At 66.5% G+C, this 21,620-nt stretch carries 16 protein-coding genes; 7 read left to right on the top strand and 9 right to left on the bottom strand.

The annotated features are described in order from the left end of the window. Nucleotides 1-437 precede the first annotated feature (437 nt). Nucleotides 438-1,313: a hypothetical protein gene (locus ABTZ99_RS05685; protein ID WP_499608452.1), complete on the top strand. Its 876-nt coding sequence runs from the start codon at nucleotides 438-440 to the stop codon at nucleotides 1,311-1,313. Here the strand turns inward: ABTZ99_RS05685 and ABTZ99_RS05680 are convergent. The 5 genes from ABTZ99_RS05680 to ABTZ99_RS05660 form a co-directional block, all read right to left on the bottom strand. Next, nucleotides 1,265-2,182 carry an IS3 family transposase gene (locus tag ABTZ99_RS05680; RefSeq protein WP_499608450.1) on the bottom strand — a complete coding sequence of 306 codons (918 nt, stop codon included), beginning with the start codon at nucleotides 2,180-2,182 and terminating at the stop codon, nucleotides 1,265-1,267. The genes ABTZ99_RS05685 and ABTZ99_RS05680 overlap by 49 nt on opposite strands. Continuing rightward, the gene (locus tag ABTZ99_RS05675; protein WP_499608448.1) at nucleotides 2,179-2,499 is read right to left on the bottom strand and encodes a transposase; all 321 of its coding nucleotides are present in this window, start codon (nucleotides 2,497-2,499) and stop codon (nucleotides 2,179-2,181) included. The genes ABTZ99_RS05680 and ABTZ99_RS05675 overlap by 4 nt, the downstream gene beginning before the upstream one ends. A 703-nt stretch (nucleotides 2,500-3,202) precedes the next feature. Then, nucleotides 3,203-5,773 (bottom strand): CHAT domain-containing protein, encoded by a 2,571-nt coding sequence (locus ABTZ99_RS05670; RefSeq protein ID WP_499608444.1) that lies wholly within the window; start codon nucleotides 5,771-5,773, stop codon nucleotides 3,203-3,205. Further along, nucleotides 5,770-6,546, bottom strand: coding sequence for a toll/interleukin-1 receptor domain-containing protein (locus ABTZ99_RS05665; RefSeq protein ID WP_499608441.1), 777 nt, complete (start codon nucleotides 6,544-6,546; stop codon nucleotides 5,770-5,772). The genes ABTZ99_RS05670 and ABTZ99_RS05665 overlap by 4 nt, the downstream gene beginning before the upstream one ends. A 216-nt stretch (nucleotides 6,547-6,762) precedes the next feature. Then, nucleotides 6,763-8,283 (bottom strand): SEFIR domain-containing protein, encoded by a 1,521-nt coding sequence (locus ABTZ99_RS05660; protein ID WP_499608439.1) that lies wholly within the window; start codon nucleotides 8,281-8,283, stop codon nucleotides 6,763-6,765. Between the two features lie 498 nt (nucleotides 8,284-8,781). Here ABTZ99_RS05660 and ABTZ99_RS05655 point away from each other — a divergent pair, with 498 nt between their 5' ends. From ABTZ99_RS05655 to ABTZ99_RS05640, 4 genes are all read left to right on the top strand, one after another. Then, complete coding sequence (locus ABTZ99_RS05655; protein WP_499608437.1) at nucleotides 8,782-9,063, top strand: DUF6289 family protein; 282 nt, start codon at nucleotides 8,782-8,784, stop codon at nucleotides 9,061-9,063. A gap of 115 nt (nucleotides 9,064-9,178) precedes the next feature. Further along, complete coding sequence (locus ABTZ99_RS05650; protein ID WP_499608434.1) at nucleotides 9,179-9,487, top strand: ATP-binding protein; 309 nt, start codon at nucleotides 9,179-9,181, stop codon at nucleotides 9,485-9,487. Further along, a complete protein-coding gene (locus ABTZ99_RS05645; RefSeq protein WP_499608431.1) occupies nucleotides 9,487-11,370 on the top strand; it encodes a tetratricopeptide repeat protein in 1,884 nt (627 codons plus the stop codon). Before ABTZ99_RS05650 ends, ABTZ99_RS05645 begins: the two co-directional genes overlap by 1 nt. A 50-nt stretch (nucleotides 11,371-11,420) precedes the next feature. Continuing rightward, nucleotides 11,421-11,684, top strand: a complete 264-nt coding sequence (locus ABTZ99_RS05640) for a hypothetical protein (protein WP_499608429.1) — start codon at nucleotides 11,421-11,423, stop codon at nucleotides 11,682-11,684. A 990-nt stretch (nucleotides 11,685-12,674) separates the two neighbouring features. Here ABTZ99_RS05640 and ABTZ99_RS05635 read toward each other — a convergent pair. The 4 genes from ABTZ99_RS05635 to ABTZ99_RS05620 form a co-directional block, all read right to left on the bottom strand. Next, nucleotides 12,675-15,812: a type I restriction endonuclease subunit R gene (locus ABTZ99_RS05635; protein ID WP_499608616.1), complete on the bottom strand. Its 3,138-nt coding sequence runs from the start codon at nucleotides 15,810-15,812 to the stop codon at nucleotides 12,675-12,677. Then, nucleotides 15,812-17,104 carry a restriction endonuclease subunit S gene (locus ABTZ99_RS05630; protein WP_499608425.1) on the bottom strand — a complete coding sequence of 431 codons (1,293 nt, stop codon included), beginning with the start codon at nucleotides 17,102-17,104 and terminating at the stop codon, nucleotides 15,812-15,814. Before ABTZ99_RS05630 ends, ABTZ99_RS05635 begins: the two co-directional genes overlap by 1 nt. Further along, nucleotides 17,101-18,948, bottom strand: coding sequence for a type I restriction-modification system subunit M (locus ABTZ99_RS05625; RefSeq protein ID WP_499608423.1), 1,848 nt, complete (start codon nucleotides 18,946-18,948; stop codon nucleotides 17,101-17,103). The genes ABTZ99_RS05630 and ABTZ99_RS05625 overlap by 4 nt, the downstream gene beginning before the upstream one ends. 281 nt (nucleotides 18,949-19,229) lie before the next feature. Then, nucleotides 19,230-20,108, bottom strand: coding sequence for a hypothetical protein (locus tag ABTZ99_RS05620; protein WP_499608630.1), 879 nt, complete (start codon nucleotides 20,106-20,108; stop codon nucleotides 19,230-19,232). On the opposite strand from ABTZ99_RS05620, the gene ABTZ99_RS05615 reads away from it, so the two are divergent. Beyond that, nucleotides 20,062-20,601 carry a DUF4365 domain-containing protein gene (locus ABTZ99_RS05615; protein ID WP_499608420.1) on the top strand — a complete coding sequence of 180 codons (540 nt, stop codon included), beginning with the start codon at nucleotides 20,062-20,064 and terminating at the stop codon, nucleotides 20,599-20,601. The genes ABTZ99_RS05620 and ABTZ99_RS05615 overlap by 47 nt on opposite strands. A gap of 55 nt (nucleotides 20,602-20,656) precedes the next feature. Next, nucleotides 20,657-21,349, top strand: coding sequence for a hypothetical protein (locus ABTZ99_RS05610; RefSeq protein ID WP_499608418.1), 693 nt, complete (start codon nucleotides 20,657-20,659; stop codon nucleotides 21,347-21,349). The last annotated feature ends 271 nt before the right edge of the window (nucleotides 21,350-21,620 follow it).

Raw genomic sequence — 21,620 nt, 5'->3', positions numbered from 1 at the left:
CCGCATCCCCCGCAGTGCCTTTGGCAGGACCTCGGTCTCCGACGGCTCGACCCACTCGCCGTACGGCGACGGTGCTGATCACATGACGGAAGAGCCGAACCGGTGTTCGTGCACGTCAGCAGGAAGTGGGTGTCGCGATAAACTCGCAGAATTGCGGTTCCCGGCCCGCTGCTCCTCTCCGTTGTCCTCTGATCGGCCGTTATCGGCCCGCTGGTCCATCGGCTCGATGGGTATATGAAATTCACCTGAACGAGTTTCGCTATTGCGAGATGCTTGTTCTTATCGCGACTCTGGCCGGGTCCGCGACCGGTCAGGACCGTCCCCAGGCGACACCGTCCAAGCCCAGGGGCACGCCGAGGGAACGGACCACAACCCACATGCCGTGGTTGCGGATAGATCGACTTTCGGCCTGCGTGTGCCGCCGCGACACTGATGTCGTGCGGCGCTGGGCACCGTTGAACGACCGGCAACTCGCAGTCCTGCACCGCGTGGCGGCAGGCGACACCTTGAGCGCCCCCGCGGACGGGACGGCGCGGCTGTCGGCACGGGCGCTGCGCGACCGCGGGCTCCCGCTGCTGACCAAGGTGAACAAGCACTGGACGGCCGCCATGACGGACGCAGGCCGTTTCTATCTGGAACGCGGACATCACCCGAACCGCCCGACCACTCAGGACACCGCACCGGCCCAGGCGCGGAAACCACCTCGGGTCACTGCGCCACCGACCAACCAGGGTTCACCGCGGGAACCGCCCGCCGCCACCGCCCGACGCCGCGCAGAGGTGGCCACCGAACTACTCCGACGACTGGCGGCGAAAACCCTCGTGCGCCTCGAGTGCACCGATCAGCACACGCTCGCCGAGTGGCGACGAACCATCGACTACGCCAAACGCCATCGACTAGTACCGTCTGGAACGCGGCTGAAGACACTCCGCATCCAGGACGGAAGCCTCATCGTGCAGCTGCTGCCCGGAGTCCATCCGAGCAGCATCCGACGCAACCCACCGAGCCTCGTCGAAGTACCCATGCCGGAGCAGTTGCGCGACGCGCACCCCGCGATCGAGGAACTTCGCCGCGACACCCACCGCCTTATCATGCCCGAGCATTTGCGGCACCGATGCCTATTGATCCTGCACGCCTTGACTCAGGCTGCACTGCGAGAGGGCTACACAGTCCGCACCTGCCCCGTGTCGCCGTCGCGGTATCGCGAGTACTACGACCGGCAACGCGGCTACTATGAGCTTCCCCCGATAACCCGAGGCGGTTGTTACCTGGATGCGATCGGTGCCGCCGGGATGGTAGCTGGCTGGGTCTGAGCGGCGTGCCAAGCGGCTTCATACTCGTCGGGACTGAGCCAGCCGAGGTCCTTCTGGATGCGTTCGGTGTTGTAGAACCCGTCGATATAGTGGAACAGTTCGTTCTCGGCCTCGTCGCGGGTGCGCCAGGAGCGGCGGTAGACCAGCTCGATCTTCAACGTGGAGAAGAAGTTCTCCATCAGGGCATTGTCATACGAGTCGCCGACCGACCCCATCGACGGCAGGATTCCGTTGTCCGCCAACCGTTGTGTGAACCGGAAGGCCGTGTAGGTCGACCCGCGGTCGCTGTGGTGGATCAACTGCCCGTCGCGCACGTCGCGGGACCAGATCGCGTATTCCAGGGCGCCGAGCACCAGGTCGGTGTCGCAGCGGTCGCTGGTCTTCCAGCCCACGATCCGGTTGGAGAACGCGTCACGCACCGCCGCGAGCCAGAACACACCCTCACCGGTGCGGATCCGGGTCGCGTCGGCCACCCACAACCGGTCCGGCGCGGCCGCGGTGAAGTCCCGGTTCACCAGATCGGGTGCCGGTGCCGCTCGTGGATCCCGCCTGGTCGACGGCGTCCGCCACTGTTTACGCAGGAAGGCGCCCTGCAGACCGGCCTGGCGCATCAGCCGCTCGACCCGCTTGCGAGACACGCGGACGCCCCGACGCCGCAGGACCTGATGAACCCGCGGGCTGCCGTAGGTGCCGCCGGAGGCGGTGTGGATGTCGGTGATCTCGGCGGTGATCGCCCGGTCCTCGCGCTCACGGCGGGACGGGTCGGTCTGTCGGGCCACCCAGCCGCGGTAGGTGGAGGAGGAGACACCCAGGACCCGGAGGACGAACTCGACCCCGAAGCGGCCGCGAAGCTGCTCGACGAGCTTCACGACCGTCGCCGGGTCGGGTCGAGTTCCGCCGCGAAAAACGCGGACGCTGTCTTCAGGATCTCGTTGGCCCGCTTGAGTTCCGCGTTCTCCTTGTGCAGCCGGCGCAACTCCTCGGACTCGGTCGCGGTGGGCCGGTCGTCCCGCTCGCCGCGGTCGGACTCGTCCTGCCGGATCCAGTTCCGCAACGCCTCGTGATGCACGCCCAGCTGCTCGGCCAGGCGCCGGATCACAGGCTTCGGGACCGACTCGCGGTACAACCGGCCGTTCAGGCCCGACGCGCCCTCCTCCAGCCCGCCCCACCGGCCACCGCTGCCCAATCATCACACCACCGAGGGGCACTCGAAGGAGATCGTGGTGGACGTGGAGCGCTGGCCGACCGAGCGGATCGTCGGCCAGGGATGACACCGGTTGCCGCAGTCAGGATCGCGGGGGTGGCTGGTCTCTTCGGCCAACAGCGCCGGCGATCTGGACGATGTGTCCGTCCGACGGCAGGTAGCTGGTCGTCGAGCACGCCGCCGACGTCGCAGCCGCAGTCACCGCTGTCCCGGACCGGTCGCCTTGTCCACGTCGGGCGACGACTCCCCGACATCCCCGGCCTCGCCACCGGCAACCACCACCTCCGCTGCGGAACGCCGGAGCGGCGGTCTCCGGACCTGCCCGTCACCTTCACGCCGACGCAGACCATCACGACCACGACCAACGACCCCGAGCCGAGACCGGGACGGAGGACGCGGGCCGCCACGACGGCGTCCAGGTCTCGACGAAGTCACAGGCAGGAAGAGCATCAGCCTGCGGGCGGAGGAGGCCGACCAGGTCGTCGTGGTGCGCCGGGGCGCCGGGTCGATCCGGGCGTCTTTCCTGCATGGCTGAGGTTTTCGGCAGGCACAGCGCCGGATTCGACCTACTCCGCCACCGCATCCTCCTACCCTGACAGGTACTCAGCGTCACCACCGGCTATGGGCCAGAGCCGCTCGTTTGACAGACCCTATAACGGCCGACTATGAGCCAGAGTCGCTCGTTCTACAGTTCCTCTTGAAGGTCTTCTTCCTTCAATTTTTGTATGGCGCCCTGTGTGACTTCCAGATCTTTCCTGTATTGGGCGTTGTCGGGGTCGGTGGTGGCGAGGTGTTCGCGGATGGCCAGGGCGGCGTTGTAGTGGTGTTCGGCGGTGGTGGTGTCGCCGCGGGCTATGGCGAGGTTGCCCAGCTTGTTGTGGCTGACGCTGAGGTCGCGTTGGTATTGGGCGTTGTCGGGGTCGGTGGTGACGCGTTGTTCGGTGATGGTGAGGAGGTGGTGGCGTCGTTGGGTGGTGGCGGTGGTGAGGCCGATGTTCTGTAGTGCCTGGCATTCACGGTCGGCGAGGGCGAGATAGTTGGGGTGGTCGGTCGGGATGAGAGGAAGAGCATCGGCGAGGAGTGCCGCGACGGCGACCTGGCCTCCGAGCATGTCGCAGGCATGGAAGGCTACGCCCGTGGCCGTGTCGTAGTCGTGGTGTCCGGCCAGGTGGTGGATCAGGTCGGCGATGTCTTCGGTGCGTCCGGGCCCGGTGTTGAGGCGGTGTAGGCGCATGGCGGCACCACGTCGGTGGCGGGTGAGCAGTTCGTCGGGTGTGTGGTGTAGCGCGGTGGCGACCCAGGGGTGCATGAGCAGTTCGTCGTCGGGTGTGGTGGTGAGCAGGGTGAGGTCGCGCAACCTCTCGACATCCTGGTTCAGGACACGGAGTTGTTCGGGGGTGGAGCCCGGGCCGTGGCGGGTGTGGGCCAGGTCGCGGTGGGTGAGGGAGGCGCGGGCAAGGTTGGCTTGAAGGGCCAGTTCTCGTTGGTCGGAGGTGAGTTGGTCCAAGAGGGTGTCGAGCAGGATGTCTCGGCTGCCGAGGCGGACGGTGTCACTGATGCCGGTGGCGAGGTTGCGGCCGGGGCGGAGGTCGAGGTCTTCATCGCGGGCGAGGGTGCGGAGTTTGCTGGTGACGTGGCGGAAATCCGCAGCGGTGCCCTGGCGCAGCAGGACGTCGAGGAATTCCAGTAGTCGGGGGTGTCCGCCGATGGCGGCCGCGATCAGTCGTCGGTCGTCGGTGGACAGCACGCGCAGGGCGGGTAGACGTAGGAACAGGCGTCGTTGCTCGGCCGGTGAGAGTGGGGGCAGGTCGAGGCGGAGCAGGGTGTCGCTGTCGGGAATGGGGTGGCGGCAGGTGACCAGGATGCCTCCGGTGTGGGCGGCGTCGCAGAGCGCGGTGAACAGTTCGGCGAAGCCGGGGTCGAGGAACCGGCCGTCGGGGTCGAGGTTCTGCTCGAAGTCGTCGAACAGCAGCAGCAACCGTGTCCCGGACAGCAACCGCGCTACCTGGCCGACCTTCGCGGTGGCGTCCACTCGAGGATCGCGCAACGCCGCGACAAGCTGACTGTGGCGCGGGTCGGTGAGGGCGTCGGCGACGGCGTCGATCAATACGGTGGGGTTCCAGAGGCCGACGTGTTCGGCGACGGTCCAGGTTTGCTCGCGGGCGCGGGTGGCGATGCGGCCGGCGACGGCGGTCTTGCCGATTCCGCCGATTCCGGTCAGTACCACTCCGGCCCAGTCCCCGACCTTCTCCCGGTCCTGTGCCGTGCCGCGCAGCACGGCCATGGCGGTGCGTACCTGGGCCCGTCGTCCGATCAACCGCCCCATCGGCAGCTCACGAACCCCGGTCCCGCCGGGTGCCAGAGCCGGGCGGTGCAGCGGTGCGGCCGGTTGGGTGGTGGTGCGCAGGGGATTGTCGACGCCGCCGCAGATCAAGGTCGGGACCGCAGACTCGGGTCTCGGTGCTGGGGTGCCTGCCTTGCGGGCGCGTTCGCTGAGGCGTTCGGCGGCTTGGCGGCGGGCGGTGGCCAGGGCGGTGGACACGGGTGCCTCGGGGTTGCGGGCGAGGTGGGTGTAGAGGTCGCGGGCGAGTTCGGTGGCGTAGTCGTCGCTGATGGCGGCTTGCATGGCGATAACTCGGTCGGCGCCGTGGCGCACGAGGGCGGCGGCCAGTCCCGCGGTGCCGGTGGCGGCACCGCGGCAGCTGGACAGCACCACCAGCGGCAACGGCCGCTCGCCCGCCCGCAGCGCGGCCACCAGACGGTCCGCATCGGCGGGTACGGGGTGCCCGTCCTCGTCCTCCAGTTCGACGGTACTGTCGGAGCCGTGCGCGGACAGGTGCAGCACGTGGTATTGGTCGGCGGACAGAGCACGGCCGATCTCGTCCAGTGAGGCGACCTCCAGGATCCGCACCTGCGCCGCCACTGTGTCGGAGTCGGTCGTGAGTCCCAACTCGAGGTCGGTGACGGCGTCCAGCAGCGCCTGCATCTCCGCCTCGACATCCAACGGCGGGTTCGACGTAGCGGTCTCCTCCGGGGCGGCGACCGCGGCCAGGATCTTCAACGGCCCGGCCAGCGGCGGCGTCGCCGCACGTTCCACACCGTCCAAGCGACGGGCGAACCGCACACCGGGCACCGTGGCCGCCAAACGACCATCGGGTAGCCGCAGCAGTTCCACCGGTAGCGCCGACAATTCCTCCGGAAGGTGCACCACCACATCGACCGTGCTGCTCACCGGGCTGCGGTCGATCAGATTCACCAGCCGCCCGCCGGTGCCTCGTCTAACAGCGCCTCCCACAGCGCTTTGCCCAGCATAACCAGCCGCTCAGCACCCCGCGTGCTGCGCAGTTCCCCGTGCCAGGCCCAGATCCCGGCGGGCAGCGCCCGGACCTGCTCGCCCAGCAACGCGCTGTCGACCAACACGCGGGTCCGCACGTGGCCGTTGCCCTCGCGGTCCAGTCGCATATCCAACTCGTGCCGCATCGACCTTCCGCCGGGAAGACCCACCACCGGGCGTGCCGACGACGACAGGATGTGGTCGCGTTGACCGAGCACGGGCACGGTGCCGATACCCGGTTCGACCTCCGCGGGCTGGTCGAGCAGCAACCGCAGCAACGTCTCGGCACCGTCGAGCGTGTAATCCTCGACCCGGTACCACGTCGAGGTAGCCGGACCGAGAAAGTCGGGGATCCCCTCCCTGGACTGACCCGGCAGCACGACCGGCACGAACCTGTCCAGCGCCCGCCGCTCGCGGTAGAAGGCATCACGGATCAGACGGGCCTCCCACTGCACACCCCGTCCCTCATCCGGCTCGGCGGACCCCTCGGCGCGCTGTCGGTAGGCGGGGGAGGCGATGACGAGGATGTGGTCGGCTTCGCGGATCTGATCGCCCATCCACAGCGCCCAGTCCTGCCGCCGCTGGGCGGCGACCCGATCGAGCTTGGCGTCGATCCCGCACCGACGCAGGAAGATCCACAGATCCCGCACCCGCTCGACGCGCTCGTCCGACTCGTGCGCATACGAGATGAACACCCACCGCGGACCTGCTTCACCAGCCACCCGAAAACCCCACTCGTCTCAACGCGTACTTAAGGTTCACCCGTCCGGAACCGCCAACCGGGCCGACCGGAGGACGACGCGGCTGACACTGCCGCGTTTGTTCGTCGAGGCTGCTGCCGGTCGCCTCCACCGCTGCCGGTGAACCCGTAACCGGAAGTGGGGGTGGCACAACCTGTCGATCAGGGGCGGTCACGGGCGGTTGACGCTGTCGGAATCGCCGTCCGGAGAGCGCTCGACAAGCACCTGGTTGCCACTGTCGTCGTATTCCATGCCGAGGACGCGCTCGTAACGCAGGGCCGCTCGGGCCTGACGTTGCATCGGGGTGAACTCGTCCGATTGTTCGCCGTGGTGCCGGATCATCGGGGACACCCTGAACGGCTGCCCTTCGTTGTCCACAATGGTCGAGTAGCTGCCGCCCGCCCAGTCCCACTTCAGGAGCAGACCGAACGTGTGCGCGGCGTGCACCGCGTCGAACCGGAGCGGCAGCACGGCCTGACCGCCGGCGGGAACAACCACTCGACGGCTGTCGAAGTAGGCGCCCTTGTCCACGCCCTCGTCCACCAGCCGGGCCACTGGATAGGCGGTATCGAGCCGGAAGGTGATCGGGTCGTCGTTGTAGGCACCGGCTTCGATCCAGAACGCGGTCCCGTCCACGACAGCCTCGTCCCGTTTGTCGGTCACGATCGCATCCCGGACGACCACATCGTGCCCGGTGGCGTTGTGCAGGCTCAGCACGACAGAGGTCGGATCCCCATAGTCCGACAGGACGTAGGCGCCCGCCGCCAACTGCCGACGAAACAGCAGATCCATCCCCTGCACGTCGCGGGGCAACCGTAGGCTGCGCGCCAACTGGTCGGCCGCCCCGGCGTCATCCCGTCGGAAAGCATGGAACCACCCCTGGGAACAGGAGTGGATCGAGTCCACGCGGACCGTCAACGCCGACCTCTCTCCGGTCCCGCCGTCCGACGTGCCCTGCGGGATCTGTCCCAAGCCCATCAACAGCGACGGGGACACACCGTGGAAGTGCTGTATCCGGGTATAGGACACGACATCCCGACCCGCCTGCACCACGGTGCTCGCCCCGCCGGCGGAAGCGCGCTGGTCGATCCGCATACCACCTCCGCGGGCGCCTGTCCGGGGAGCTTGACCCGCCGCGGCCGCACTGTCAGGCCCGCCTGTATCGGCCCTGGGGGCGTCGCCCACAAGTGCACCATGATCGCGCCGCCCGAACGTCGGCACCGCCCCCAGCGGTGGCTCGACCTCCTCGGGCTGGTCCAGCAGGAAGCGGAGCAGCTGCTCGGCACCGGTCGGGGTGTACTCCCGCACCGTGTAGACGGTGGTGGAGGCCGGAGCGAGGAAATCAGGCACACCCTCCGTCGACTGACCCGGCAGCACCACCGGCACAAACCGGTCCAGCGCCCGCTGGTCGCGGTAGAAGGCATCACGGATCAGACGGGCCTCCCACTGCACCCCCTTGCCCACTTCCGGCGCCGAACGCCCCTCCGAGCGCTCCCGATACGCCATGGACGCGACCACGAGGATGTGGTCGGCTTGACGGACCTGGTCACCCATCCACAGCGCCCAGTCCTGCCGACGCTGCCCGGCGACCCGGTCGAGCTTGGCGTCGATCCCGCACCGACGCAGAAAGATCCACAGATCCCGCACCTGCTCAACATGCTCGTCCGACTCGTGCGCGTACGAGATGAACACCCGCAACGGACCCGAACCGCCACCCACTCGAACACCCCGCTCCCGATCCGTCACCTATACCAACCATCGTGTCAACGGTTCATACCGTTCCATCGAACCGGACAACCTCGAAAAATGCGGACTACCAACCTGGTTGTTGGCGAACGGGCCGTTGGAAGTGCGCAGTGGGCTGAGAGGATCGCGGGGCTGTATTGACCGCAGACGCCGTTGCTACGTGGGTCGAGTCAGGGGGCAGACGTCATTGCAGCGGCTCGCTGCGGGGTGGTCGCAGCTTACCTGCGGCAACGTGTCTGACCTGGCCACGGTCGAACGTCCACGCCGCCGTCTCTGGCCATGGGTCGTTGCCCTGCGACATGGAATGCGCGCTCCGGCGCGCTTTGCGCCGACCAAGGCGTTTGTCCTTCGCACACCAGGGTCGGTGGCGTCACACGAATGCGTGCTGCCGGCGGCTGAACGGCGCTGCTCGGGCGCGTGATCGGCGCTTACGCTCGACAACCCGTGTCGCAGTCGGTGAAGGAGGACCTGATGGCCCGTCGGCGCAGGACGAGCTTGCTCGCCGCAGCGGTAGCCGCTTTCGGTCTGAGCGTGGTGGTGAGTACGGTGGCGCCGGCGGTCGCCGCGCCGGTGGAACGGTTCATTGTCTTCGTCGACTACTACAGCGACGCGAGCTTGACCACGCTGGTCGGCTCCCGGACGTGGAACAACTGCCCGGGCGAGGAAGGCAGCTACGGCTGGGGCGCCCAAACCCCATACCACGCCACCACCTCCGAACCCTGCTGACCGAACCACCAGCCTCGGTGATCTTCTAGGCATCACCCATCCAGGTGGCGGTGTCACGATGCGCGCCGTGGCTCGGGGGTTCGGGCGCACACTTGTCCGATGCCCTTGCCGGACAGTGAACGACATCGGCGGCACGGTCATGGGCAACGCCGTGCAGATCGGTGCGGTGCACGGCACCGTCAACGTCGCTCCACCGGTGCCCGCGCGCACGGCCTTGGCCGGGCTGCCTCCGCAACCGGTGTTCGTGGGCCGTGAGGCGGAGGTGGCGAAGCTGCTGGACGCCCTGCGGCCGGGCAACGGCGCACGTGGTGACGCGGTGGTGGTGTCCGCGGTCGGTGGGATGGGCGGGATCGGCAAGACGGCGTTGGTGGTGCACGCGGCACGGCGTGCCGTGGCCGACGGGTGGTCCCCGGTGGCGTCCTGATGGTCGACCTGCGCGGTTACGACCGCGGTGGGCGGCACCTCACCGCCTCGGACGCGCTGCGGTCGCTGCTGGTGGCCATCGGGGTGCGGGCGGAGCAGGTGCCCACGGCGGTCGGCGAGCGCGAGTTGTTGTGGCGTTCGGTGTTGGCCGAGCACGACCGGCCCGAGCGGCGGATGCTGATCATCCTCGACAACGCCGCGTCCGCCGAGCAGGTGCGGCCGTTGTTGCCCGGTGGTGGCCACCGGGTGCTGGTGACCAGCCGGACCACCTTGTCGGGGCTCCAGGGCGCGCGGCTGCTGGACCTCGACGTGCTGCCGGACCAGCCGGCGACGACCTTGCTCGCCGCGGAGCTGACCACCGCGCGGTCGGACGACGGTCGGGTGCGGTCCGACCCCGCGTCGGCGCGGCGCCTGGTGGAGCTGTGCTGCGGCCTGCCGCTGGCGTTGCGCACCGCCATCGCGCTGCTGGCCGCCGACCCCACCCAGCCGCTGGTGGAGCTGGTCGCGGACCTAGCGGACGAGCGCGGTCGGCTGGCCGAGTTGGACGTCGAGGCCGACCTGTCCGTGCGCGCCGCGTTCAACCTGTCCTACCAACGGCTGGCCGACGCCGACGCCAGGGTGTTCCGGCTGCTCGCGCTGAGCGGCGGTCCGGAGATCGGGACGCAAGCCGTGACCGCGCTCGTCCGGGTGGACGAGGCCGCGGCGCGTCGCTCGCTGCGGCGGTTGGTGCACGCGTACCTGGTCGCGCCGGGGTCCGCGCGCGGACGATGGCGCATACACGACCTGTTGCGCCTCTACGCGGGCGAACTCGCCGAGCAGGACCCGGACCGCCCGGCCGCGGCGAAGCGGCTGGTGCGCCATTACGCCGACCTCGCCCGGTACGCCGCACAGCGGTTGGACCCGCGCGTCCCGGCGGATCGGTGCAGCCCTCGCTTCCCGTCCCGGGCCGACGCGGTGGCCTGGTTCGACGTCGAGCACCCCAACCTGGTGGCCGGCGTCGACCTGGCTGGCGAGCTCGGGCTGCGCGTCGAACTGCGCGACCTCGCCGCCGCGATGGACCCCCACTTCGACTTCCGGAAGAACTGGAACGCCTGGATCCACGTCGCACGCGCCGCCGTCCGCGCGAGCCAGGGAATCAGTGACCGGGCGGGGGAGAGCAACGCGCTCACGTCGTTGGGGAACGCCTACCACGGCGTCGGGCAGCACGAGAAAGCATTGGAGTGCCACGGACAGGCCTTGGCGCTCGCCCGCGAACTGGGCGACCGCTTCGGCGAGAGCAACGCGTTGTCCAACATCGGCAACGCCGAATGCGCGCTGGGGCGCGCCACCGACGCCGTCCGGCACTACACGGCATCGTTGACGATCCGCCGGGACATCGGCGACCGGATGGGCGAGGCCCGTACCCGCAGCAACCTGGGCCACGCCTACCTCGACCTGCACGACCCCGCGCGGGCGATCGAGGAGTTCGAGGGGGCATTGGCCATGGCGGAGGACGGCGTTCCGGACCGGACCGATCGTTACAGCGAGGGCGTCACGCTGCACCGGCTGGGCGACGCCTACCGCAGCCTGCACCGCATGGACCAGGCAGAAGGCTTCTACCAGCGTGCGCTCGCGGTGCACCGCGAGCAAGGTGACCGACTGGTCGAGGCGATTGCCTTGAGCAAGCTGAGCGACCGGTGGTTCGAGATGGGGCGCCGCGCGGAGAGCGCGGTCGTCGGCGCCGAGTCGCGTGGGATCCACGAGGAGTTGGTGGCGGCCACCGCGAGGAGGAGCGGGATCGAGATCGAGCGGTACGAGTTTCTCCGCGCCGAGCCGGACGACGGTGAGCTGCGGCCGGCGGCGCCGAGCCCGTCCTGTTCTCCCCACACGCCGATGGATCCGTAGCCGTCGGCGACTCCGCAGCCGTTGACGGCTCCGCGGAGCAGACGGACGCGTTGGCCGCGTTCGCCTCCGCGCGGGGTGCGAAGTTCACCCACATCCTGCTCAACCGCGGCGACACGCCATCCCAGCCGATGCTGACGGTGCGCGGCAGTGGCACGTTGGAGGATCTGCACCGCCTTGCCGGGTGGTGGCGGGCCGGCTCGGCGGTGGAGGGGCTTCGGGTCCTGCGGGTCCGGATCGAAGCCGCGCCGTGGAACGATGGGGTGCCCGCGTCCGACCTGGACGCTCCGACGAGCTGTACTTCGAGCACCACGTGAAGGTCGTGCTGCCCGCCGACGACCGCGGCGCGGTCGACTGGGTTGCGGTGGGCGGTTTCCGAGGACGGTGCGAACGTGTCGCGCAAAGCCCGGCGGCAGCGCGCGGTCGACACGAGGAGCGGTTCGTCACCAGCGGTGCCGCGGGGTCGGCCGGACCACCACCCGCACCCGGGCGCTCAAGCACTTCGACGAGGCGTACCGGGCGGGCGTCGGCTCCTCACGCTAAGTACGGCTTCAACCTGCACGGATGGAGTTATCGGCAGGTACAGGGCTCACCAGTCGGGAGCGGTGGAGCACCCCAGGCATAGCGCCTGCTCGATGATGGTGGACAGGTCGGCATCGTCGGCGCCGCTACGCAGCCACGGCACGACCTGCCGTAGCGCCACGCCACCCCAGAAGTTCCCCGCCTCGACCCACTCGCATTGAGCCGCGACACCTCATGGCTGTTCGGACGCTGTCTGACAACTTCATGGTGCGAAGCCCACCCAGGGGAGCGAAGTACGTGGACGACGCCACGAGTGGTCGCCGCGTGGGCCGGTGAGGCCGTAGCTCGCTCGGACTGCGGCAACCAGGTCCCGTCCGCGTCGAGTACCCACGTGAAGGCATTTGCGGAGCGATTCCGCGGAGGTGGGCCGGTTGTGTGTGGCCCAGTGCTCGGCGTCGATCTTCCGGGTCTTCTCTATGAGGTCGTCCACTGGCTGTTCGACCGATGGCTGCTCACCGGAGCAGTCGGGTACCCGGCGGGTGTCCGTCGTGATAGCCCGCAGGAGGTCTGGCCCTACTTCCGCCCGGCGCCATCGCCCAGGGCTACACCGCGCGGTCCGAGAGAAGGACACCAAGACCCATCAGCACCGCATCCTCGCCCTGGACCCGTACACGGTAAAAGTTCGCGCTGCACTGCCTTTGTCGAACGTGCCAATGCCTTTCTCCGCTGGCGAAGAGTTGACGATGCCGTTCGCCGACCGGTCATTTTCAGGTGGATAGGGGTGCTTACGTGTCCGTCCGCTGATCGATTGCAGCCTCGTAGAAGGCGTCGGCGAGGGCCATGATGACGGCGTTGATGGCGGGACCGTCGCTGAAGAAGTAGTCGGCCATGGTGTTGTGGGCTTCCTGGTTCTCGACGACGGCCTCGGTGACCGCGGCTTGGAAGTCCTGTGACTCCATGAACTGCTTCTTCGAGTTGACCTTGGTCTGGTTGACCAGATTCGGGTAGGCAAGCAGGCGCTGCACGAGCCCCTGCACGAACTCACGGACCTGCGACGCGGTGAACGACTCGGCGCCGAAAAGGTCGTTCATCTTGTCGATGACGACCTGGAGAGCGACGTACTTCGGCTCCTTCCGAGTGCCGGAGCCCGCGGCCCCGATCCCCTTCAGCTCACCGTCGCCGGTCAGCGAGATGTCGATCGTAGTCCTCTTGTTGTGCTTGACGCCGATCAGGACGACATTGGACAGGTCGACTTCCGCAGCCCAGGACGAGTCTGCGATGACCTTCTCCAGTAGCCGGAGGAAGATCGACAACATCTCCATGTACGGGTCGCCGTAGTCGATGACCTGACTCATGAAGTCGTAGAGCCGGACGTAGGTGGAGACGTCCTTGCGGAACAGGTCGAGCGTGTTCAGGGTGACCTTGTCTTCGGCCTCGATCGCAGACGCGTACCGGCGGGCGAACTCGTTCTTGGCAGGGCTGATCGCGGCCGAGAGCGCGTTGTTTCCCTTGCGGATGACCCACAGTTCGGCGACTTCACGCACCTGCTCTGGGGTGTAGATTTCAGCCTGGGCGAGCTTGGTGCCGAGGTGGAATACGACGTACGGGTCGGTCTCGATCTCCAGGGTGGCGTTGGTGAAGTAGGGTTCGAACGCGACCTGGATGTCCTCGGGCTTGTTCACGAAGTCGATGACGAACGTCTTGCGCTTCTGCTCCCCGCCCGCGGTGTGATGGGTGCGGTTGAGCCGGGACAGCGTCTGCACCGCAGCGACTCCGGAGAGCTTCTTGTCGATGTACATGGCCGAGAGCAGTGGCTGGTCGAATCCGGTCTGGAACTTGTTGGCGACCAGCATGATCTTGTACGTCGTACCCTTGAAGGCGGCGGCCAGGTCCGAGCCGGCGCCGGGGTTCAGGTTGGCCTCGGTGAACTCGTCGTCCTTGCTCGGCTGCGGCCCCCAGTCCGAGACCCACTCTTCGTCCTCGGCCATCGTCACCGAGCCAGAGAAGGCGACCAGGGTGCGGTAGTTGTACGAGGCGTCCTGGGCGGCCCGCTTGGCGATGTAGGCGTCGATCGCCTTCTTGTACTTCACCGCGGCCTTGCGCGAGTCGGTCACGACCATCGCCTTCGCCTTGCCCTCCAGCAGGTGGGCGACGTTGACGTGGAAGTGCTCGACGATGATCTGCACCTTCTGGCTGATGTTGGTGGGGTGCAGCTTCACCCACCGCATCAGCCCCTTGCGGGCTGCGGCCTCCTCGACCACTTCGTCACCATCGCCGCTCTCGGCCTGACCGGCGATCTTCAGCGCGGTGTCGTAGGACTGGTAGCCCCTGAGCACGTCGAGGATGTAGCCCTCCTCGATCGCCTGCCGCATCGAGTAGAGATGGAACTCAACCGGCTTCCCGTCAGGACCCTTGCGGCCGAAAAGCTCCAGCGTCTTGTTCTTCGGCGTCGCGGTGAACGCGAAGTAGGAGATGTTCTTCGACTCCGCCCGCTCGGTCATCTCCGCGGCCAAGATCGACTCCACGTCGACGGAGCCGCCCTCCTCGATCTCCCTGACCTCCTCGGCGGTCAACACGGCCTTCAGCTTGGAGGAAATCTGCCCGGACTGCGAGGAGTGCGCCTCGTCCGCAATCACCGCGAACCTCTTGCCCTTCAGACCCTTGTCTGCCCGGATCTCCTCGAGCGCGAACGGGAAGGTCTGCACCGTCACCGCGATGATCAGCTCACCGTTCTTCAACGCGGTCGCCAACAGACTGGACTTCGACTTCGCCCCCGCCTTGCGGACATCCTCCGGACTGATCGTGGCTACGATCTTCCCCGACCCGTCGATCTGCCGGATCGCCTCCTGGAGCTGCCCGTCGAGCACCGTGCGGTCCACGACGACAATCACCGAGTCGAACATCTTCTCGTCGTTCACGTGCAGCCGCGCCAGCCGGTGCGCAGTCCAGGCGATGGTGTTCGTCTTCCCCGACCCCGCCGAGTGCTCAATCAGGTAGCGCTGCCCCACCCCTTCCTCGCGCACAGCGGCCACGATGTTCGCCACGGCCTCCCACTGGTGAAACCGCGGGAAGAGCATGCTCGTACGCCGCACCGAGGTGCCGGTGGCGACGTCCCACTCCTCTTTGGTCTCCACGATCATCAGTCGGCCGATGATGTTGAGCCAGGCGTGCTTCTCCCAGACCCGCTCCCACAGGTACGCCGTCGCCGACCGCCCGCCCGTGCCGGGCGGGTTCCCCGCACCCTTGTTGTGGCCCATGTTGAACGGTAGGAAGTGCGTCTTCTCGCCCTCAAGCCGGGTGGTCATCGCGGCCAGGTCGTTGGACACCGCGAAGTGCACCAGCGCTCGATGCCCGAACGACAGCAGCGGCTCCGGCCGACCGTGCGTCAGCGGGTTCCGGTGCTTGCGGTACTGGTTGATCGCTTCATCGACGGACTGGGTGAAATCGGTCTTCAGTTCGACGGTGGCCACCGGTAATCCATTGACGAAGAACACCAGGTCGATGCTGCGCTGGTCAGCGGTGGAGAAATGCACCTGCCGCATCACCCGCACCCGCATTGCCGCGTACTGCTCGCTGGTGGTCGGGTTCAGACTAGTCTCGGGGTGGAACTGTGCCATCTTCAATCGGCCACCACCGACGTACTGCACGCCGTTACGCAGGAGGTTCAGCGTCCCGCCACCATGCTCAAGAGGCTTGTCGAGCGCCGTGGCCAGCACGTCGAGGAACTTCGCCTCCGACCCCGCCGCCTTCAGGGCCTTCTCATATGCCGCGTGCTGGGTCTGCTTCAACCACGTGAACAGGTCCCCAGGGAAGAGCGCCCGCTCCCGGTCGTAGCCGGTGTCGTCTGCCGAGTACAGCCACCCGTGGTCGGCCAGGTACTCGCAAATCTCAGCCTCGAAGACACCCTCGTGGTGGTCCGCCATCACGCCATCTCCCGTAGGTCGATGTGCCCCGTCACCGCCGCGGTGATCAGTGCTGCCCGACGCTCGCGCGAAAGTTCGATGAACCGCTCCATCTCAGCGATCAGCGTGTCAATCTTCGGGGTCTCCTTATCCAAATACTCGACGATTCGCCGCTGCTCATCGAGAGGCGGGAGCGGGATACGAAAGGCCTTGAGGTCCCCCATGCCGATCGTGCGGATTGTCGACCCGTTCTGGAACGAATCGAAGAACGGTTGCATCGCGTCCGCGAACAACACCCAGAGGTACTCAGGATCGAGGGCCGGTCCACATACCCACGCGGCGAAGTGCTGCGACGTCGCCATCGGAACGCCCATGATTGCGGTCCGTCCCACAGTCGCGTCTCGGGACAGGACGACAGTGCGCGCCGGGAGCAAGCGCGCGGAGCTGTTGGCGATCCCTGCGTCACTGATGCGTTGTTTCGTATCTTGAAGATACTTGGTTCCACGCATAGTGCCGACATCATGCAGACTCACCCATGGGATGTAACAGTCCGTCCACCAATCTTCTCGGGAACGGCTTGGTGTATGCCCACTTTCAAGTTGAGCGACCGAGGTCAGCGGGACAACGCGCCAACTGGATGGGAGTTGGTTTGCCCATGGCAAAGAGCTCTTGACTTCCTCGGTTGGTGCAGTGCCGTGCAGCGCCACATGCACTCGGAGCGCGCGCCTTCGTTCACGGAGCGTCTCGATCAGGCGCTGCTGCTCCTCGACAAGTGTGTCGATGCGCGCGGTCTCACGGTCGAGGTAGTCGGCGATGGCATGCTGCTCGTCCATGGGTGGCACCAATAGTTCCAAGCGAGCAAGGTTGCCGACTGACAGTCGCGGGAGCCCTGCTCCACGCATGAAGGAGGCCGCCTGTTCCTGAGCTGGCCTCGACTCGAACACGTACGCGAGATACGACGGCACCATGACACCGGGCCGCGGAGTGATGATCACCAAAGACGATGCAACGACGAAGTCACGCTGCTCAGTGACGACGGCTGTTTCTCCGACCGTGCCGTCCTTCGAGAAAAGCACGTCTCCCAGGTTCGGCTGGCACCCCGTCTTTACCATGTAGTCGTAGGTCTCTTGCGAGGTCTTGAGAGAGCCCGCGAAGTTGATCCTCCCTGCCTTCACATCACGTGTCGACACGAAGTCATACAGGCCATTCTCGGTCTCTGGCGAAATGTGCGCCCCATCGGTCACGCGCCCCGCCACGGATTTCACCCGGGCACGGTGCCAATGCGACGGAACTGAGTCATACCAGTCGTTCATCCTTCAACCTCGCGAAGAAGATCGAGGATCTTGGCGACTTGCTTCTCCAGGTCGGAGTCGATCTCTGCAAGGGGGCGGGGTGGGACGTACTTGTAGAAGTGGCGGGTTATGGAGATTTCGTAGCCAGTCTTAAGTTTGGTCCAGTCGATCCAGGCGTCGGGTGCGTGCAGCTTCACCTCGACATCGAAGTAGGCGTTGATGACCTCGACCTTGCCAGTCGGACCAGTTGTCGAGCCGCCGTAGGTGAATGGGACGTTCTCAGTGTCACGCTTCTTGGCGTCCGGTTTGGGTTTGCCCTTGCGGTCGACAACCGGCTTGCCGTTCTCGTCCAGGAGTGGGCGTTCGACGGTGATGGTCCAGTAGCCGAATTCGTCGTTGCGCAGCACCTTGGAATAGTCCGGGTCGGCGTCGGTGAAGTCGGCGTACAACCGGACGATCCTGGCGCGATCCTCCTCGCTGAGCTCACGGTTCTTGGAGCCAAGACTCTTGCGCATCTTGGTCCAGAACGAGGTGCCATCGATGAGTTGGACCTTGCCCTTTCGCTCGGAGCGCTTGTCGTTGTCGAGAATCCAGATGTAGGTGGCGATGCCGGTGTTGAAGAACATGTTCGTTGGTAGCGCGACGATCGCATCGACCAGGTCGTTCTCCAGTAGCCACTTACGGATGTTGGAGGGGCCGGACTCGGCGCCGCCGTTGAAGAGCGGCGATCCGTTCATCACGATCCCGGCCCGACCGCCGCCGTCCTCCGGTGCCCGCATCTTGTGGACTAGGTGGAGTAGGAAGAGCATCTGTCCGTCCGAGGTCGCCGGGAGGCCGGGGGCGAACCGGCCGTAGGGGCCAGCTTCGTCGCGCTCCTTCGTGACCGCCTTGGCGTACTGCTTCCAGTCGACGCCGTACGGCGGGTTGGACATGCAGAAGTCGAATTGACGACCCTTGAACGCGTCATCGGTGAGCGTGTTGCCGAAGGCGATGTTGGACGCATCGTGGCCCTTGGCCAGCAGGTCGGACTTGCAGATCGCGTACGACTGAGGGTTGTACTCCTGGCCGTACAGGCTCAGCTTCGCCTTGGGGTTGTGCGCGAGCAGGTGTTCCTCGGCCAGGGCGAGCATGCCGCCGGTGCCCGCCGTGGGGTCGTACAGCGTACGGATGATGCTGGCTTCGGTCAGGTCGACGTCTTTCTCGGCGAAGAGCAGGTCAACCAGCAGCCGGATCGCGTCCCGCGGGGTGTAATGGTCACCCGAGGTCTCGTTCGCGGCCTCGTTGAACTTGCGGATGATGTACTCGAAGGCGTCCCCCATGTCGGCGTTGGAGACAACATCCGGATGCAGGTCGACAGCCTTGAAGGACGAAATGACCTCACGCAGGAGCCCCGCCTTCTCCAAGACGAGGATCTCCTTTTTGAAGTCGAAGTACTCGAACACATCGACATCAGGCGAGAACCGGTCGATATAGTCGACCAGGTTGTCCGCCAGCCCGTCGGCGTCGGCCAGCAGGTTAGAGAAGGAGTAGTTCGAGGTGTTGTAGAACGGCCGGCCGGTTGCCTTCTTGACCTCGACCCTGAGCCGGTTCGGGTTGTCGTACCTCGTCGCCAACGTCCGGACAGTCTCCCGGTCGGGCTCGAGGATGCAGTCGAGACGGCGCAGGATCGTGAGCGGGAGGATCACGTTGCCGTACTGGTTGGGGCGGTAGGGACCCCGAAGCTGGTTGGCGATCGACCAGATAAAGCTACCGAGGGTGCTCACAAGTCTCCTTACGAGGCTCACTCGACGATAGATGTCGACGTCCAGCGCGAGCCCGCGCCCGCCGCCCGAACGGGCCACAGTCTGCAGCAGCCGGTGCGTCACAAGAGCATCATTGCGTATCACAACTCTGCGCAGGTCGACGGCGGCATGCCTACGGCTTCCACGGTGGTTGTCGGCATACCGTGTGTCGGCAAGCTGGGCGTAAGGATCGGGAAGCCCTGGGCGGTGAGGCCGAGCTTGTCGTGGGCAGCCTCGGGGCAACACCGTGTGGCGGCCCTCGCCAGGGCACCGCCCGCCACCGGCCCGGTCGGCGCGGGCGGTGACCAGGGTCGGGACTTCGACACACACGGCAGCAACCCGCCATTGGATGCACCCGAGTGTCGTCACTTCCTGCTTGTGTACCTCTCCAGCAACCCAGCCGTGGCCGCCAAGATGGCCTCGGCGTCGGCACGTGACCAGGAGAAGCCCTCGGTGGTGCTGTCGTCGTGGTGGGCGGCGTTCGCCATGCCCTTGACGTCGTGGTAAATCGCGGCCCAGCGCTGCTCCTGGTTGCGCTGGGCGGCGGCGGTGTCGGCCACGCTCTTTGCGGACGGGATATCCGCCAGCCGGGAGATGTTCTCCAGCACCCTGCGGCAGGTGGCCACGCAGTGCTCCCACTGCTGATCGCGCAGCTCGGCTCGTGCTTGGCGTAGCCGGGCAGTGGCCTGAGCCAGCGAGGCCGCGTCCTCGTCGGAGGCGGCTGGCGGCACCGCGAGGGCTGAGTCGGTCAGCGGACTGGGCACCCGGATCAGCACGCCGACTTCTGTCCCGGCTTGGTCCAGCAACTCCAACCAGCGGGTGCTGGGGATACGCACCGACAGCTCCTCGTGGGCCACCGGGTGCACGCCGTCCGGCGGGGACAAAAGCGTGGCCTGGAGTTTCAGGCGCAGGATGACGTCGTTCTGGCCACGGGCGCGCTCTAGACAGATGAGCTGGTCGTCGGTCAGGGAGATGACCAGATCCTCCCCAGCCGCATAGCTGCGGAGGGTCGCGACCTGGACCTCCAGACCGGCAACCCAGCGGAAGGACGGCTGCTCGGTCCAGATGGTGCCGGTCAGGAGGGCTTGGGCATTGGTACCTGGGTCTTGGCCGTCCAGCCAGGTGCCGGTCATTTGGATCGGTAGCACCAGGCGGTGGTTTGCCACGCCGGGTGTCAGGTGGATCTCCCCGAGGGAGATGTGGGTCTGCCCGAGAGGCGGGAAGCGGAGGGAGGCCATGGTCATGGGGAAAGGAGTAGCACGGGCGGGTGGCTGGGCCGCTCCTCCTAGGTGCCGGTTGAGGAGCCGGCAGCGGGAAGATGCGGGTATGCGACGCGAGCCTTCTGCCAGGGTCGCCAGCGAGGGAGTAACCCACACCCGGTTGGCCGTCCAAGCCGAGCTGGGATGGTTGTTCCGCGACCAGCCGACCGAGGACTGCGGCATCGACGCGCATGCCAAGGTTGTCGACGGCGAGGACGTGCGCGGGCGGCTGCTGGCCCTGCAAATCAAGGGCGGGATGGGCTATTTCCGGGAGGCAGCGCCAACGGGCTGGTGGTTCCGGCCGGATGCTGGGCATGTGGCCTCCTGGCTGAACCACTCCCTGCCGGTGGCCGTGGTTCTGTACCGCCCGGAGTCCAAGCGCTGCCACTGGCAGGCTGGAGGAGTGGCCGCCTGCGCGCCTCAACTTCGGCCGCTTCCAGGGAGACATCAAGCGTTTTCTAGCCGACACCGCATCTGAGCCAACCATCGCCAGTTCCACGTTCGTCCGTGACCGCGACGGCAGCGACTGGGTGGTGCTCGAAAGCTTCGTGAAGAAGATCGATCCGCTGGCGCACAAAAGCTGGCGTGGTCTCCAAGAGAGCAGTGCCATCGATACGCTGCTCATCACGGCTGGCGACGCTCCGGCGTTCCTCGCCGCCCTGCAGGACGAGCCACGCCACCAAATCCGTGACCTCGTCGACTCTCACGGCCACACCGATTGCTGCTATGTCGGTGAGGTCGGCCGCGTCGGGCCGACCTGCCATCATCGGCACGACAAGCTTCGTGAGGTAGACATCGGAGATAAGCACTTCCGAATTGTGGCTACCGTGGAGGAGTACGCCTGGGAGGGCAGCATCCTTGACTGTTCCATCGAGGAAACAGCGAGCACCGTCTTGCCCTCGACGTTTATCCAGCAGGCCGCAGGACTGACCTTCGACATGCGCGGCCCGAGTTGGCTCGATGCAGAAGGTGCTCCGGTCTTCACGTACTACGAACAGGGAGAGAACGACAGTCGAGCGCTACTGGCACGGGCCTCCTACCTGCGGGAGTTCCTGGCGGAGGACAAGCTTGAACTCATCGTGTTGCACTGGTTTGAACGGATGGAACTCAGCGGCGATCACAGAGGCAAGCATCCCTTTGTGGAATCGAGCGTCGATGCTCTACTGACGTCGGACCTCGTGATACTCGAGGGTACGCCGAGAAGGGAAGAACGAGACCTCGACTGAGTGTCTGGCGCGCCTTGGTGTTGTATCGGTGAATTTGGCCAACCGGACTTCGATTCCTACGGTTTGGCCCGACAACCTGGAACACACATGTGCCGCGGTATCGGGTCGCCGGATACTTCGAACATCGTGTGACCAATGCCGGGCGTTAAGGTGTGGCGGCGCTCCTATAGGATCGAATATCTCATGATGCACCGCGATGCGCACTGACCTGTTGGGAGCTGATCATTGCCCATGCGCGTGGGGCGCAATCACAGTTTGCTGGTCGGCGGCG

Origin of the sequence: Actinosynnema sp. NPDC002837 (assembly GCF_040295345.1) — a bacterium.
GTDB lineage: Bacteria > Actinomycetota > Actinomycetes > Mycobacteriales > Pseudonocardiaceae > Actinosynnema.
Note: the sequence above shows the minus strand (reverse complement) of the source record. Positions and strands in the feature narration are given on the sequence as shown.